The organism is Marinobacterium sp. xm-g-59 (assembly GCF_013283315.1).
GTDB lineage: Bacteria > Pseudomonadota > Gammaproteobacteria > Pseudomonadales > Balneatricaceae > Marinobacterium_E.
Genome location: NZ_WBYR01000001.1, coordinates 1 through 14497, shown reverse-complemented (window position 1 = coordinate 14497; position 14497 = coordinate 1). Strand labels below are relative to the sequence as shown.

Annotated in this window: 15 protein-coding genes; 10 read left to right on the top strand and 5 right to left on the bottom strand. The window is 47.1% G+C overall.

Annotated elements, in window-relative coordinates; translation table 11 throughout:
- Positions 1-2: 2 nt before the first annotated feature.
- Positions 3-359 (bottom strand): ATP-dependent Clp protease adapter ClpS, encoded by a 357-nt coding sequence (gene clpS, locus XMG59_RS00075; RefSeq protein ID WP_217362057.1) that lies wholly within the window; start codon positions 357-359, stop codon positions 3-5.
- Positions 360-554: 195 nt separating this feature from the next.
- On the opposite strand from clpS, the gene XMG59_RS00070 reads away from it, so the two are divergent.
- Both XMG59_RS00070 and XMG59_RS00065 read left to right on the top strand, forming a co-directional pair.
- Positions 555-764 carry a cold shock domain-containing protein gene (locus tag XMG59_RS00070; protein WP_173481041.1) on the top strand — a complete coding sequence of 70 codons (210 nt, stop codon included), beginning with the start codon at positions 555-557 and terminating at the stop codon, positions 762-764.
- A 76-nt stretch (positions 765-840) separates the two neighbouring features.
- Positions 841-1470: a pseudouridine synthase gene (locus XMG59_RS00065; RefSeq protein WP_173481042.1), complete on the top strand. Its 630-nt coding sequence runs from the start codon at positions 841-843 to the stop codon at positions 1468-1470.
- On the opposite strand, the gene XMG59_RS00060 is transcribed toward XMG59_RS00065, so the two are convergent.
- Positions 1430-1888, bottom strand: coding sequence for a molybdenum cofactor biosynthesis protein MoaE (locus XMG59_RS00060; protein WP_173483679.1), 459 nt, complete (start codon positions 1886-1888; stop codon positions 1430-1432). The genes XMG59_RS00065 and XMG59_RS00060 overlap by 41 nt on opposite strands.
- A gap of 86 nt (positions 1889-1974) precedes the next feature.
- Between XMG59_RS00060 and XMG59_RS00055 the strand changes: the two genes are divergently transcribed.
- From XMG59_RS00055 to XMG59_RS00035, 5 genes are all read left to right on the top strand, one after another.
- Positions 1975-2445: an NUDIX hydrolase gene (locus XMG59_RS00055; protein WP_173481044.1), complete on the top strand. Its 471-nt coding sequence runs from the start codon at positions 1975-1977 to the stop codon at positions 2443-2445.
- A gap of 4 nt (positions 2446-2449) precedes the next feature.
- Positions 2450-3571 (top strand): tRNA 2-thiouridine(34) synthase MnmA, encoded by a 1122-nt coding sequence (gene mnmA, locus XMG59_RS00050; protein WP_173481045.1) that lies wholly within the window; start codon positions 2450-2452, stop codon positions 3569-3571.
- On the top strand, positions 3572-4246 hold the full coding sequence (hflD, locus tag XMG59_RS00045; RefSeq protein ID WP_173494478.1) for a high frequency lysogenization protein HflD: 675 nt from the start codon (positions 3572-3574) through the stop codon (positions 4244-4246).
- A gap of 296 nt (positions 4247-4542) precedes the next feature.
- A complete protein-coding gene (purB, locus tag XMG59_RS00040; RefSeq protein WP_173489209.1) occupies positions 4543-5907 on the top strand; it encodes an adenylosuccinate lyase in 1365 nt (454 codons plus the stop codon).
- 69 nt (positions 5908-5976) lie between these two features.
- A complete protein-coding gene (locus tag XMG59_RS00035; RefSeq protein ID WP_173484018.1) occupies positions 5977-6705 on the top strand; it encodes an RNA methyltransferase in 729 nt (242 codons plus the stop codon).
- Positions 6706-6786: 81 nt separating this feature from the next.
- On the opposite strand, the gene XMG59_RS00030 is transcribed toward XMG59_RS00035, so the two are convergent.
- The 3 genes from XMG59_RS00030 to XMG59_RS00020 are packed head-to-tail and all read right to left on the bottom strand — an operon-like array spanning position 6787 to position 8715.
- Complete coding sequence (locus tag XMG59_RS00030; RefSeq protein ID WP_173481049.1) at positions 6787-7209, bottom strand: heme-binding protein; 423 nt, start codon at positions 7207-7209, stop codon at positions 6787-6789.
- A 16-nt stretch (positions 7210-7225) separates the two neighbouring features.
- Positions 7226-8209, bottom strand: coding sequence for a VTT domain-containing protein (locus XMG59_RS12230; protein ID WP_173481050.1), 984 nt, complete (start codon positions 8207-8209; stop codon positions 7226-7228).
- Complete coding sequence (locus XMG59_RS00020; protein ID WP_371731437.1) at positions 8206-8715, bottom strand: GNAT family N-acetyltransferase; 510 nt, start codon at positions 8713-8715, stop codon at positions 8206-8208. The genes XMG59_RS12230 and XMG59_RS00020 overlap by 4 nt, the downstream gene beginning before the upstream one ends.
- A 294-nt stretch (positions 8716-9009) precedes the next feature.
- Here XMG59_RS00020 and XMG59_RS00015 point away from each other — a divergent pair, with 294 nt between their 5' ends.
- The 3 genes from XMG59_RS00015 (at position 9010) to XMG59_RS00005 (ending at position 14423) form a co-directional block, all read left to right on the top strand.
- Entirely contained in the window at positions 9010-10140 is a 1131-nt protein-coding gene (locus XMG59_RS00015) for a cupin domain-containing protein (RefSeq protein ID WP_173484019.1), read from the top strand.
- Between the two features lie 451 nt (positions 10141-10591).
- Positions 10592-12196, top strand: coding sequence for an isocitrate lyase (locus tag XMG59_RS00010; RefSeq protein WP_173483676.1), 1605 nt, complete (start codon positions 10592-10594; stop codon positions 12194-12196).
- Positions 12197-12575: 379 nt separating this feature from the next.
- Entirely contained in the window at positions 12576-14423 is a 1848-nt protein-coding gene (locus tag XMG59_RS00005; RefSeq protein ID WP_173497997.1) for a hypothetical protein, read from the top strand.
- Positions 14424-14497: the final 74 nt, after the last annotated feature.

Here is a 14497-nt window from a genome sequence, read left to right as displayed (position 1 = left end):
CCTTATGCCTGCTCTACTTCACAGAGTAGCGGATGTTTATTGTCACGTGAATACTGATTAACTTGTGCCGCTTTTGTCTCAGCAACATCTTTAGTATAGACGCCACAGACGCCTTTGCCTTGGGTATGAACGGCCAACATCACTTGAGTGGCTTTCTCTTCGCTCATGTTAAAGAAGCCCATTAACACTTGAACCACAAACTCCATCGGCGTGTAGTCATCGTTCATGAGCAGCACTCGATAGAGCGAGGGTTGCTTCAATTCAGGTTTCGCCTCAGCCGTGGCCAATCCCGGTGGATGCTGTTGATCGTCGTCTTGATCGGACATTTCAGGCTGTGCATGACGCTTTGTAATACTCATTTTCACCAAATTAATCTAAATATAAAAAATTACCGCTTTAGAGTTTATGCATTTTTCGAAAAGCGCTTCATTACCCAGCGCCCGCTAAATACTCTTTAAGTGTAACAAACAGTCAGTGTGTTGAACCCATTACGGATCGTTCATTTAACCAGTTTACGCACTCATGTTACAGATCAGATTGCATAGGAGGATGTCATGCATAGAGGTCAGGTGAAGTGGTTCAACAACGTCAAAGGTTTTGGATTTATTCTGTGTGATCAGTTTGATCAGGAGCTTTTCGTACACTTCAGTGCTATTCAGAAAGAGGGCTATAAAACCCTTAAAGCGGGTCAAGAGGTCGTCTTTGACGCTAAACCCGTCGAGAGCGGCTACCACGCTATCAATATTCAGTTCGACGTAGCCTAAAAGGGCTCATTCTGGGACTTGGGGCTGGCAGACTTATCGCGTACACTGCGCGATACGTTTTGAGTACTCCTACCCTATGTCTACCCTCTATCTACTGAACAAACCCTTTAATGTCCTACCCACCTTTACCGATGATCAGGGTAGAGACACGCTTGCACAGTTCATTGATATCCCCAAAATCTACGCCGCAGGCCGTTTAGATTACGATTCCGAAGGACTACTGGTCTTAACCAGTGACGGCGAACTGCAGCACCGGCTCGCACATCCTAAGTTCAAACTCCCCAAAACCTACTGGGTTCAAGTAGAGGGCAGTATCACTGAACAGGCTTTGGATCAGCTAAGACAAGGGGTAGAGTTAAAAGATGGCTTAACCCGCCCCGCCAAAGCAAACATCATCCAGATCGATGAACCCTGGCCAAGAACACCACCGATTCGTGAGCGCAAAAACATACCAACCAGCTGGATTGAGCTGGTCATCAGTGAAGGGAAAAACCGCCAAGTCAGACGAATGACGGCGGCCGTCGGATTTCCAACCTTACGTTTGATTCGCTATGCCGTGGGTGAGTGGACAATCGATGATTTAGCACCAGGCGAGTGGCGAAAGTTGGACGTTAACCTAGCACCACTGCCTAAAAAGAGAACTCAACCTGCGAATAACAGGCGGACTAGCGGTCGCCCCAGCTCTTCGCGGCCTCGACGTCGCTAGCTTTCTGCTCGACCCAAACCGATCCTTTATCACTCACCTCACGCTTCCAAAACGGCGCGTCACGTTTTAGATAATCCATAATAAAGCTGGCCGCTTCAAATGCAGCATTGCGATGCGCCGAACTCACAGCCACTTGCACAACCTCTTCGGACAGCCCCATAGGACCGACTCGGTGCACAATATAGATACGTTTTAGCGGCCAACGTTCTCGTGCTTGAGTCGCTATATTGGCTAAGGCCTTTTCAGTCATGCCTGGGTAGTGCTCTAGCTCCATGAACTCTAAATCGGCATCCGGCAATTCACGCACCATGCCTGTGAATGAGACCAGTGCCCCCACCCCTTCTGGTGACTCTTTCAACCAAGTCAAACCATCTGAACTGTCAATCGGTTGCGTAACGACTTCAATGCGATCTTGCATTCTGACCTCAAAATTAAGAAACACCGCCTAGAAACGGCTTAAAATCTGATATGATAATCAGCTATTTTATTGCAGATAGTTAAACGATGCACGACTCCAAACCAAACCGCTGGTTTCCACATGCGACCGTCGCAACAATTGTTGAGAAAGAGAATCGCTTTTTACTGGTAGAAGAGATCATCAACGGCGATCAAAAGGTGCTTAACCAGCCAGCTGGCCATGTTGAAAATGGAGAAACTCTGTTTCAAGCAGCACTGCGTGAAACCGAAGAGGAGACCGCATGGAGCGTTGAACTGGATGCCCTACTGGGACTCTATGTCTACCGCGTGCCTGAATTAGATCTCACCTTCCATAGGGTGACTTTTATCGCGAATGCGCTGTCGCATAACCCTGAACAGGCATTGGATGAGGGGATTCTCCAAGCGGTCTGGATGACGCGCGATGAGGTAGCAGAGAACAAGCACCGTTTACGCAGCCACCTGGTACTGGACTGCATCGATGACTATTTGGCAGGCAAACGCTACCCACTTAATTTAATACACGATCAATTAGACTGACTTCATGAGCACAAAATCGATCACCGAGACAAAAGTTATTGTCGGCATGTCTGGCGGCGTGGACTCCTCTGTCTCTGCATACCTTTTAAAAGAACAGGGCTACCAAGTTGAAGGTCTGTTCATGAAAAACTGGGAAGAGGACGACGGTACTGAGTACTGTACCGCTCTTGAGGATCTTGCCGATGCACAAGCAGTGTGCGACAAACTTGAGATCAAGCTTCATACGGCTAACTTTGCTGCAGAGTATTGGGACAACGTCTTCGAACACTTTTTAGAAGAGTACAAAGCGGGTCGCACCCCCAACCCAGATATCCTCTGCAACCGTGAAATCAAATTCAAAGCCTTTCTTGAGTATGCCCAACTACTGGGTGCCGACATGATCGCAACCGGTCACTACACACGTCGTCGCCTGCAGGGTGAGAAGGGCGAGCTGTTAAAAGGTCTAGATCCCAACAAGGATCAGAGCTATTTCTTACACCAGGTGGGCCACCAAGAGCTGGCCATGACGCTATTCCCTGTTGGTGAGTTGGAGAAACCTAAGGTTCGTGAGATTGCAGAACAGCTCGATTTAATTACCGCCAAAAAGAAGGACAGCACGGGTATCTGTTTCATCGGTGAACGTCGCTTTACCGATTTCTTAAAACAGTACATCCCCGCTCAACCAGGCAATATCGTCACACCCACTGGGGATGTCATCGGAAAACACCAGGGCTTGATGTACTACACCCTTGGGCAGCGTCAGGGCCTCGGCATTGGCGGCCTGGCCAACTACTCCGAAGATCCATGGTTCGTGGCGGGTAAAGACTTGAACGCTAATGAACTGATCGCAGTGCAAGGCATCGATAATGAGCTGCTCTACAGTGATTGGCTCTATGCGTCCGAGATTTTTTGGATCAACGGTGAAGAGCCTCAGCTACCGATGAGTTGCACCGCAAAAGTCCGTTACCGACAAGCGGATCAAGCCTGCCGCATCGAAAAGCATGAAAAGGGCTACAAGGTCTATTTCGACCAACCTCAACGAGCAGTTACACCGGGACAATCACTAGTTCTCTATCAAGGCGATCTCTGCTTAGGCGGCGGTGTCATTGAACAGAGTTCACGAGATCTGACTTGGGGGGATAGATAGATGTCGAGGGCAAAACAGGAGCAGGCGATCGCAATGGCTGCCATCTTTCAAGCAGCCCACCTCGTCGATCAGATTGCGCGCCAAGGGAGCTGTTCAAGCAGCAGTTTCGAAGTCTCTATCGCGTCACTGTTCGAGATGAACCCAGCTACGACTGAGGATATCTTCGGCGGCCGGCAGCAACTTAAAATCAATCTTAATGACGGCTTTAATTCAATACAGCAAATTATTGATAAAAAAGAGAATGCTTACTCACCAATGGTGATGCGCTACGCACTAAGCCTGATCACATTGGAGCGCAAACTGGCCAAGAACAGCGACTACCTGAATACCATTTCAGAGCGTCTGGATGAGCTTGCAAAAAAAGCGGACTACTTCTGGCTGAACAATCACCGTGATGACGAACCGACCGATGCCAGTCGATTTACTCACAGTTCAGTACTAGCTGGTATTGACGCTCTCTATCAAGAGACGATCAGCAACTTTAATTTCAGAATTCAGGTACAGGGTGACCCACGCAATCTGCAGAACAATGAAAATGCAGCCCGCATACGCGCCCTTCTACTGGCAGGCATTCGAGCGGCTATTCTTTGGAGACAGGTTGGCGGCCAACGCTGGCATCTGATCTTCTTTAGATCGCGCGTCGGTGACGCTCTTCAAGAGCTGAAGCGGAATTAATTAAGGATCGTTGCGAGGTTCTTTTGCGGTTTCAGCTTCGCTGAATTCGCTACTACAATTGTGCTTCGTAGAAATATAGTACGGAACTCGGATGTGGGAGCGAATTAGCGCGAAGTTGCGGTGACTGGCTTTTAGCCTGTCATCCACTGACGGGCTTCCAATGGAGGCGCTGGAAATTGCTGATAGAGCGGATGACAGGCTAAAGCCTGTCACCACAACCTTAGACACTCCCCAACCTCTGCTTTTTTCTATATAATCTCGACCCTTAAATTCACGCTATTCAAGAGACCCCATTCATGGAACTCACTGCTCTAACAGCCGTATCGCCCGTTGATGGCCGCTACGGAAGCAAAACCTCTGCCCTTCGTACTATTTTTAGCGAATTCGGATTGATCCGCTTCCGTGTTGAAGTTGAGATCCGTTGGTTGCAGCAATTAGCTTCACATCCGCAGATCACTGAAGTCCCTGCATTAAGCAGCGAAGCCAATGCACTGTTAGATACACTGGTTGCAGAATTCTCTTTAGAACAGGCTGAGCGCATCAAAGAGATCGAGCGCACCACCAACCACGATGTAAAAGCGGTTGAGTATTTCATTAAAGAGCAGATCTCTGGCAATGCCGAACTCAACGCGATCAGCGAATTTGTTCACTTCGCTTGTACCAGCGAAGATATTAACAACCTGTCTCACGCACTGATGCTGAAAAACGGCGTCGCCGTAATGCGCACAGAGATGGAAGCGATTGAACAGGCCATTGCAAAGATCGGACAAGATTTTGCCACTCAGCCAATGCTATCGCGCACCCACGGCCAGACAGCTTCACCATCGACCTTAGGTAAAGAGATGGCTAACGTAGCTTACCGTCTGCGTCGTCAAATCAAGCAGCTAGACAGCATCGAGTACCTTGGCAAGATTAACGGTGCCGTTGGTAACTACAATGCCCACCTAAGCGCATACCCAGAGATCGACTGGGAAGCGAATGCCAAGAGCTTTATTGAAGGTCTAGGATTGAACTTCAACCCCTACACGACGCAGATTGAACCTCACGACTACATTGCTGAGTTGTTCGACCTAGTCTGTCGTTACAACACCATCCTGATCGACTTTGATCGTGACGTTTGGGGCTACATCGCCTGGGGTTACTTCAAGCAGAAAACGATTGCTGGCGAAGTGGGTTCATCAACCATGCCACATAAAGTTAACCCAATTGATTTTGAAAACTCAGAGGGCAACTTGGGCATCGCGAACGCAGTAATGGGCCACCTGACCATGAAACTGCCAATCTCTCGCTGGCAGCGCGATCTAACAGACTCAACCGTACTGCGTAACCTAGGTGTCGGGTTTGGCCACAGTCTGATTGCCTATGCATCGACACTGAAAGGCATTAGCAAACTTGAAGTGAACGCGGCACGCCTAGATGAAGATCTAGACAACAGCTGGGAAGTGCTAGCTGAGCCTATTCAGACAGTGATGCGCCGTTATGCGATTGAAGAGCCGTATGAGAAGCTAAAAGCACTGACTCGCGGTAAAGGGATGACTAAAGAGGTGATGCTCGATTTCATCGAAACACTTGAGATCCCAGAGTCCGCTAAAGCAGAGCTTCGCACACTGACACCGGGTACTTACGTCGGTAATGCAGCAGAACAAGCGTCTCGCATCTAATCGATGAAGCGCTGAATAAAACGCTCCTTATGGGGCGTTTTTATTGTTTAACACAACAGATCACCCATCATGCTGAACAACATTCGAATTGTTTTAGTCGAGACCTTCCACCCTGGAAACATTGGAGCGGCGGCTCGCGCACTGAAGAACATGGGACTGGGCCAACTCTGGCTAGTCAACCCTCGTGAGTTTCCAAGTGAAGAGGCCACTTCGCGTGCCGCTGGCGCTAAAGATTTATTGGAGAGTGCGAAGGTGGTTGCAACCCTCGAAGAGGCGATTGCAGACTGTCAGCTGGTGGTCGGCACCAGTGCTCGTGAAAGAACCTTCGACCTCCCCTTGCAAGACTTAGAGAGCGCTGCACAACAGATTCATACTGAATCACACTCCGGCGAAGTCGCGATCATCTTTGGGCGCGAGACCATGGGTTTAAACAATAAAGAGATGCTGATGTGTAATCGACACCTGTTTATTGATGCCAACCCAGACTACCCGGTTTTGAATGTTTCACAGGCGATTCAACTGGTTTGCTATGAGTTACGCCGTGCCAGTCGCCTAGCACCTGAAAAAGTTGAAGAGGCACCCTACCCGCGCCAACATGAGATGGTTCTATTCTTTGAACACCTAGAGCGCGTGCTACGTCGAGTCAGCTTTATCATCCCTCAACACGAAGGACGCGTATTGGATAAACTGAAACGCTACTTCAATCGCACCCGTCCAGAGAAAACCGAGATGGGTATGTTACGAGGCATTCTCAACGCCGTCGAAGAGACCCTGGATCGCGAAAACAAGGGAAGCTAACGCGCGAAACCGGACATCGCCTCATCTTCGATAAGGCTCCAACAACAATCTATTGAACTCGTCTTCCCTTTCACACACGCATTAAGGCTTTTCCAAAAACGCCTCTAAACCCGCAGCAGCAACCGCATGATCCTCTGGCGCTTTAGCACCTGCTACCCCTAGCCCCCCGATGGTTTCATCGCCCAGCTTAACGGGTAGACCACCAGCGATCAGAGAGACTTTAGGATTTTGCGCTAGCCCCTGCATCACCAATGGACGCTCACCCACAATCTCCTGCCACTTAGCGGTTGGCCAGCCATAGCTCGCAGCGGTGTAAGCTTTACGCTCCGCAAACTCCAAAGAGGCATCCGGCGCCTTAGGGTTTCTGAGTACCACTAAAGGCAGACCTGAGCGATCGACGACAACCACATTCATGGCGAACCCTTGAGTATCCGCTTCAGCTTGAACGGTTTTAGCCAATTCAAGTGCCGCTTCCATTGTTAAAGAACGAACCGATTCAAACATAGCTTCCCTGGTTACCTCATACCACTCTATGACTTTGCTTGTGGTACTGATCAAAGAGCACAATGATCAGTAACAGCCCCAACAAACTTAAACTCAGGTATCCCAAGAAGCTACCTGCCATTGCAAGATTATCCCCAACGAAATACCCAAAACCAAAATAGATTAACAACCAACCAAGCCGACCTATTAGACAGTTTAGCCAGTATTTTGTTCGACCTAATGAAGAGGCACCTGCCATCAGGCTGACAACTGCACTGATGTGCGCCACCAAAGATCTCGACAGTATTAGTGTCAAAGAGCCCCAACGGTGAAAAAGATGCTCTACCCTGTGACGACTCTTCTTATTGAAACCAAATTTTGCGCCGTGCTTATCGAACCAAGCGGTATCCATTCGTCGACCCAACTCAAACAACAGAACATCACCTAAAAACGCTGCAACCACTATCCCAACAGCCGCAAAAAAAGCATCGAACAGACCTGAGAAGGCCATTAGCCCCACTATTCCGGTCATTGGACCCGCTGGTACAGGCAAACCTAAAGCACCAAGTAATACAACCGCTAGCACGATAGGAAGACCATAAAGAGCCAACCCCTCATACAAGAGCTCATTGAGCGACGCTGACCAAGAGCCATCATCACTCTGCTGCAAATCACCTGACTGGGGAACTAAAGACTGAACCTTAGCAATCAGAGTCAGTTCACTCATACCTCGACTCTCCGCAATCGATTTTAACGTTGAGCTCTTCTCTGGCAACGGCGCACCTAGCACCCCTACCAATCCCTCTAATGAAACCTGATAATGGTCAATTAAATCACTCAGTGTATCTTTAGCACGGATATCTGCAGCGGTCTCAGAACCCAACAACCTCGCATTGTTAAGCACCGTATAGGTTTTATAACTCTTATTCACATTGAACAGAGTAAATGCCGTCAATATTATGAAAACAACCAAAAAGCTCTTTTTAGAGAGCTTGGGGAGGATGATAAGAGGGATTTTCACGACAGTTTTTTCTGCCAAAAGAGGGCTTCACCCCCTAGTTCACCAAGATCGTAGCCTTTATAGCCCAACCGTTTGTAAGCAGACTGAGCAACGCCATTCTCCTCTAATACTTCCAAGGTAATTTTGCAGCAGTTCAACTCCTTAGCCACCGCTTCGATAGCAGCAAAGAGTGCATCGACAACACCCTTACCTCTCGCTTGGGGTGCCACATAAACGTCGTGAATATTGATCAATGGAGCGGCATTAAAGGTGCTAAAGCCCATAAAGGCATTAAGCAGCCCCACTGGCTGATCATTCACATAGGCAATAAAGCTATTTGCACCGTCTACCTCAGCTAATTTAGCAGGAAGAGCCTGCTTCACTTCATCACTAAGCGGAGTGTCACCCCCCAAGGGATCCAATGCATAGGCATTTAATAGAGTGACAAGATCTTTACCCTGTTGCGGGTCTAGGTAATCGACTCGTGTAATCTGTAATTCATTCATCACTGAATAATAGTAGCTCACCCAGGATCGGTCTATCTAATTCATCTATTGGTGACTGGCCTTCAGCCTGTCATCCGCAGTTAGGTTGTTGGAGCGATCTCGAAGAGGTCGCGATTAATTTTCGTATGCATCTAGCTAGTAGCGACGGTGACTGGCCTTCAGCCTGTCATCCGCAGTTAGAATTTAATACCTATCTGGAAAACACCGATAAAGCAGATGACAGGCTAAAGCCAGTCACTGGAATTCTTAACAAAGTAGATATCACCCACCGGCCCTTTAATTTAAAATGAAGCCATCATTTTTAAAGGATTGGCTATGTACACAATTAACTGGGGTGATTTAACGGTTGAGACGTTTCTGCGTGACTATTGGCAACAGAAACCAGTGCTAATTCGCAATGCATTTCCCGACCTTGAACCCGTTGTCAGCTCTGATGAATTGGCAGGCTTATCCCTCGAAGAGGAAGTCGAATCGAGACTGATTCAATTCAAACCGGACAGCTCAGAATACCAGTTGGAATGTGGTCCTCTAAATGAGGAGACCTTCGCACATCTTCCAGAATCGCACTGGACGCTTCTAGTGCAAGCCGTAGACCACTACTCCCCCGAAGCAAAAGCATTGCTAGATGCCTTCAACTTTGTCCCTAACTGGCGCATCGATGATCTGATGATCAGCTATGCAACGCCGGGTGGTGGTGTTGGACCACACTATGACAACTACGATGTCTTTTTAATTCAGGCTAAAGGGACACGTCGCTGGGAGTTGGGTGCTATCGAATCCAGCCAATCACCCCGTTTACCGGATGCGCCGGTTATGATTCTGAGTGAATTCCAATGCCTAGAGAGCTTTGATCTGGAGCCGGGCGATATGCTCTACCTCCCTCCACAAGTCGCTCATAACGGCATAGCAACCAGTGAAGATTGCGTCACCTACTCTGCAGGATTCAGAGCACCATCCGATGCCGAGATACTGCGAACCGTATCAGACAGCATCGGTGAAGCCCTGACTAGCGAACACCGGTTTAGTGATCCTAAACGAACTCTTTGCCAATCGCCGGGGGAGATCGATCAAGCGTCCATCACTCAAATCGAACAGCGCCTAAAAGCACTTTTATCCAATCGGGAACAGCTTGAAAGCGCTTTAGGGTCCTTGTTTTCAGAACCTAAGTATCCTGATCAAACTGAACAGCTTGACCCAGAGGATTACGATGATTGGATACTGGGCGCCACCGAGGACGGTATCGAGCTTCTCCCAAACAACCGCCTGCTCTATTCTGATGGTGAACAGTTCAAACTCTTCTGTAACGGCGTTCAGCTAGAGGTCGATGACGCAGAGATAGAACTTGCTAAACAGCTAGCCAATCAAGGTTACCTATCAGCTAATCAGTACAAGATTGGCGAGTCATCGCTCATCAAACAGCTCTTTACTCAGGGAGCCATTCAGTAGGTAATCGTGCCTTCACATTAAACCAGCGGTTCGCCAAAGGACAGCTTATGTCGCTTTTATACTATTTTCCACCTACAACTTCTTGCCATGCACCAAAGGTCTTATAGAAGAAATTGGTATATAAAAAGAGTATTTAATCGCTGTAAAAACAGACAATTTACGACCATTTACTATTAAACTTAAGTCGCTAAACCATAGTCTATATTAAAGTAAGTTATTGTTTTATATAAATTAAAACAAATATCACCACATTGACTGCTTGTAGTTTAACTACAAGAAATACGACCACCCCCTAACTGACACCCTCCATTCTATGCAGCTATGCACAAAAGCACTTTGACAGCAGGTGCAGCAATCCTCATGATGTCGCCATCGGTCAGGTTTGATTTTTTTGAACCGACAGAGATTTAACACATTCGGGTGCACAGGTACCCATTATTGAGGATGAGATATGTCTACATACAAACAAGAGATTGAAGCTCAACAAGCGACTTGTAACCAGTACGGCGGCACTTGGTCAGCAATCAATGCTGAATCTGCTGCACGCATGAAACTTCAGAACCGTTTCCACTCGGGTCTAGATATCGCTAAATACACTGCAGCGATCATGCGCAAAGATATGGCTGATTACGATGCTGATACATCTAAATACACTCAGTCTCTAGGTTGCTGGCACGGTTTCATCGGTCAACAGAAACTAATCTCTATCAAGAAGCACTTCGGTTCTACTGACAAGCGCTACCTTTACCTATCTGGCTGGATGGTTGCGGCTCTACGTTCAGAGTTCGGTCCACTTCCTGACCAATCAATGCACGAGAAAACGTCTGTGCCAATGCTTATCGAAGAGCTTTACACCTTCCTTAAGCAAGCGGATGCGTGGGAACTTAACCACCTTTACCGTGAGCTAGACGCTGCACGTGACGCTGGCAACAACACTAAAGAGCAAGAGATCATCGCTAAGATCGATAGCTTCGAGACTCACATCGTTCCAATCATTGCTGATATCGATGCTGGTTTCGGTAACGCTGAAGCAACTTACCTGCTAGCTAAGAAAATGATCGAAGCCGGTGCATGTTGTATCCAGCTAGAGAACCAGGTTTCTGATGAGAAACAGTGTGGTCACCAGGACGGTAAAGTTACTGTACCTCACTCTGACTTCCTAGCTAAGATCAACGCTGTACGTTACGCATTCCTTGAACTTGGTGTAGATGACGGTGTAATCGTTGCACGTACTGACTCTCTAGGTGCTGGCCTAACTAAGCAGATCGCTGTGACTAACGAGCCAGGCGACCTAGGTGACCTTTACAACAGCTTCCTAGATGGCGACGTAATCAACGGTCCTGAAGACATCAACAACGGTGATGTAGTCGTTAAAGCGAACGGCCAACTAATGAAGCCTAAGCGTCTTCAGTCTGGCCTATTCCAGTTCAAAGCGGGTTCAGGCGAAGACCGTGTTGTTCTTGACTGTATCACGTCACTACAAAACGGTGCTGACCTTCTATGGATCGAAACTGAAAAACCACACGTTCAGCAGATCGCTGGCATGGTTAACCGCATCCGTGAAGTGATTCCAAATGCGAAACTTGTTTACAACAACTCACCTTCGTTCAACTGGACTCTAAACTTCCGTCAGCAAGTGTTTGATGCTTGGACTGCTGAAGGTAAAGATGTTTCAGCCTACGATCGCGCTAAACTAATGAGTGCTGATTACGATGAAACAGATCTAGGTAAAGAAGCGGACGCTAAAATCCAGAGCTTCCAGGCTGATGCATCACGTGAAGCGGGTATTTTCCACCACCTCATCACGCTACCGACTTACCACACGGCTGCTCTATCAACTGATAACCTAGCGAAAGGTTACTTCGGTGACGAAGGCATGCTTGCATACGCAGGCGGCGTTCAGCGTAAAGAGATCCGTCAGGGTATCGCGACTGTTAAGCACCAGGACATGGCTGGTTCTAACATCGGCGACGACCACAAAGAGTACTTCGCAGGTGATGCGGCTCTTAAAGCGGGCGGTAAAGACAACACAATGAACCAGTTCGCTAACGTTTAATCGTTAGACACTGCTCACAAAAAACGCGCCTTCGGGCGCGTTTTTTTTCTTATAAAAACCTAGATAAGACCAAATTGGTATAAATTCAGAGGGCCTCACTTCTTAAACTCCAACTATAATGAGTTTATAACAAACCGAAAAAGCCGAAGAGACACAGATTAGATGGCACAAAATTTGCTAAGAATAGTGTTCTTATTAACGCTTAATTACTCATAAGTATGCAGTCTATGAATTCACATCTAAGCAATCTGTTACGCCACCCAATCTACTCACTGGCTTTAGCGTTATTCGTCGGATTGGCCAGTGCTGGTTTGACCCCATACTTTTCTTCGACGCTTCTCATCGTGTTACTTGGTTCGATATTGGACTGTTTTCACCCGTGGTGCTTGTCGCGGCCTCGGCAAAAGCGTCTAAAAGCCTAATCCTGCGTAATCGCCAAATTGGGCTCTACCTTTTGGGGTATCTCCCACTCCTTTGGCATCTGACAGCTGAATCACTAGAGCAAACACTTATCAAAGGGGTCATTGTTGCCATTGTGGTTACCGTCGTTGTGCACACTAGCACCCCCATTTTTGATGACTGGAAGAGAGAGATTCTAAGCAAGCGTTTACTGGGTGTACTTTCGGTGATCATCGGATCGCTTTTCATAGCTTATCTTGATGGAAAACTGAGTTACATTAGCTTTGCTGAACAGTTCTTACCGGCCTTTATCGCGATCTTAAGTGCGCGAATCTTCATCACTTGGCTAAACATCGATAAAACAGAGAGAGAGCCTTTTCAGATCTCTCATCTCATTCCGGTTGCACTCTTCATTGGACAATTACTCTTTGTAAACTTAGCACCCGACGCGTTTTTGAGGCCGGGCATTGTCATATCCCTTGCCCTACTCGCTGCTGCCATCACTCTACCCTACAGGCTATTCTGTCTCTTTTTGCCCATTGCCTTGATACTGAACGCAGTAGAGTTCTCTATCAGCCCCTATACCCAGACAATCGTAACCGATCGAGTTCTGCTTACATTAGCCATGGTTGCCTTCGTCGCTAGCTTTATTGCACTTAAAATTAGACAGCTAAATTTTGCTAAACTGAAACTTATCCAAAACCGCTCTGAATTAGAACAAGCCGTTAACCGCTTTGAGAAAGTATCCGCTGTTTCAGAGATCGCTCTTTTCGAGCAGATGGATGCGCAAGGTTCTTTATGGAGTAACCAACAACTTAAGAGTTTGTTGGGCATTGATCAACAGACCAAGCTGACATTACAGGGACTTTTAGGAAAAATATCTTTAAACGATCAACCGGCACGACTTGAAGATCTAACACCTCTGGATGATCAACCCTTCAGATCAATGGTCAGCATTAATGACAATTCAACCACTGCCAAAAAAGTATTATTGACGGTTAATGCCGATAAACAAGGTTTTCTATTTGGTTCACTGATTGATCAAACTGATACGCTTGAACGTGGACTGATAGCTCTAAAGGCTAAGCGTCAAGCAGAGCAATTTGAGAAGATCAATACAGCATTAATGCAGACATTGGAACAGGCGGCTGAAAAGTCAGGTTTCGATCTGGCCACAGTGCACCAAGAGTCAGAGACTATCCACTTCGCTTTCAAGGGTCATAGCGTTAATTTTCCCTCTACCGATTTTGCAGTTCATCAATTAGTAGAGAGAGTAAAACCATCGCACAAAGAGGCAATTAACTATCTCTTACAGGGCAAAATTGACAGCTGCGAAATTCCATTAAACCTTTCGAAAACTGAAACCATTTGGTGGAAAATCGACCGTATTGGCGTTGACCCTGAGAACAATGACAACCTGTTTATTCAAGATATAAGCTTGGAGAAACGAAACCAAGATAGAGTTTTGAAGTCTCGATCTGATGCAGATCTGGCCATTCGAAAACTCAACATCACGACAGATACATCGGGCATTGGTCTCTTTGAGATAGACCCAATCAATGAAAAAGTGCGTCCATCTGCAACCTTGCGAGAGATACTAGATTTACCGGTTAGTGAATTTATCTCTATTAAGGGATTTTTAGGCCTCTTCGACGAAGAAAATGATAGTGAATTTAAATCGACACTTTTGAATTTGTATACCTTCAAAGGACCTGAACATTTTAACGTCACAATAGATAGTCAAAATGGTAAACGCTATTTTGATATTACAATGAGAGATATTGTCAAATCTGGTGTACGGCATCAGGCGGCATTCCTGTCTGATTGATCCTGTACTTGCTCACCGTCCTTGAACGGTACGTTGTTGACCACCAAGGTCAGCAGATTAAATCCTCTTATCCG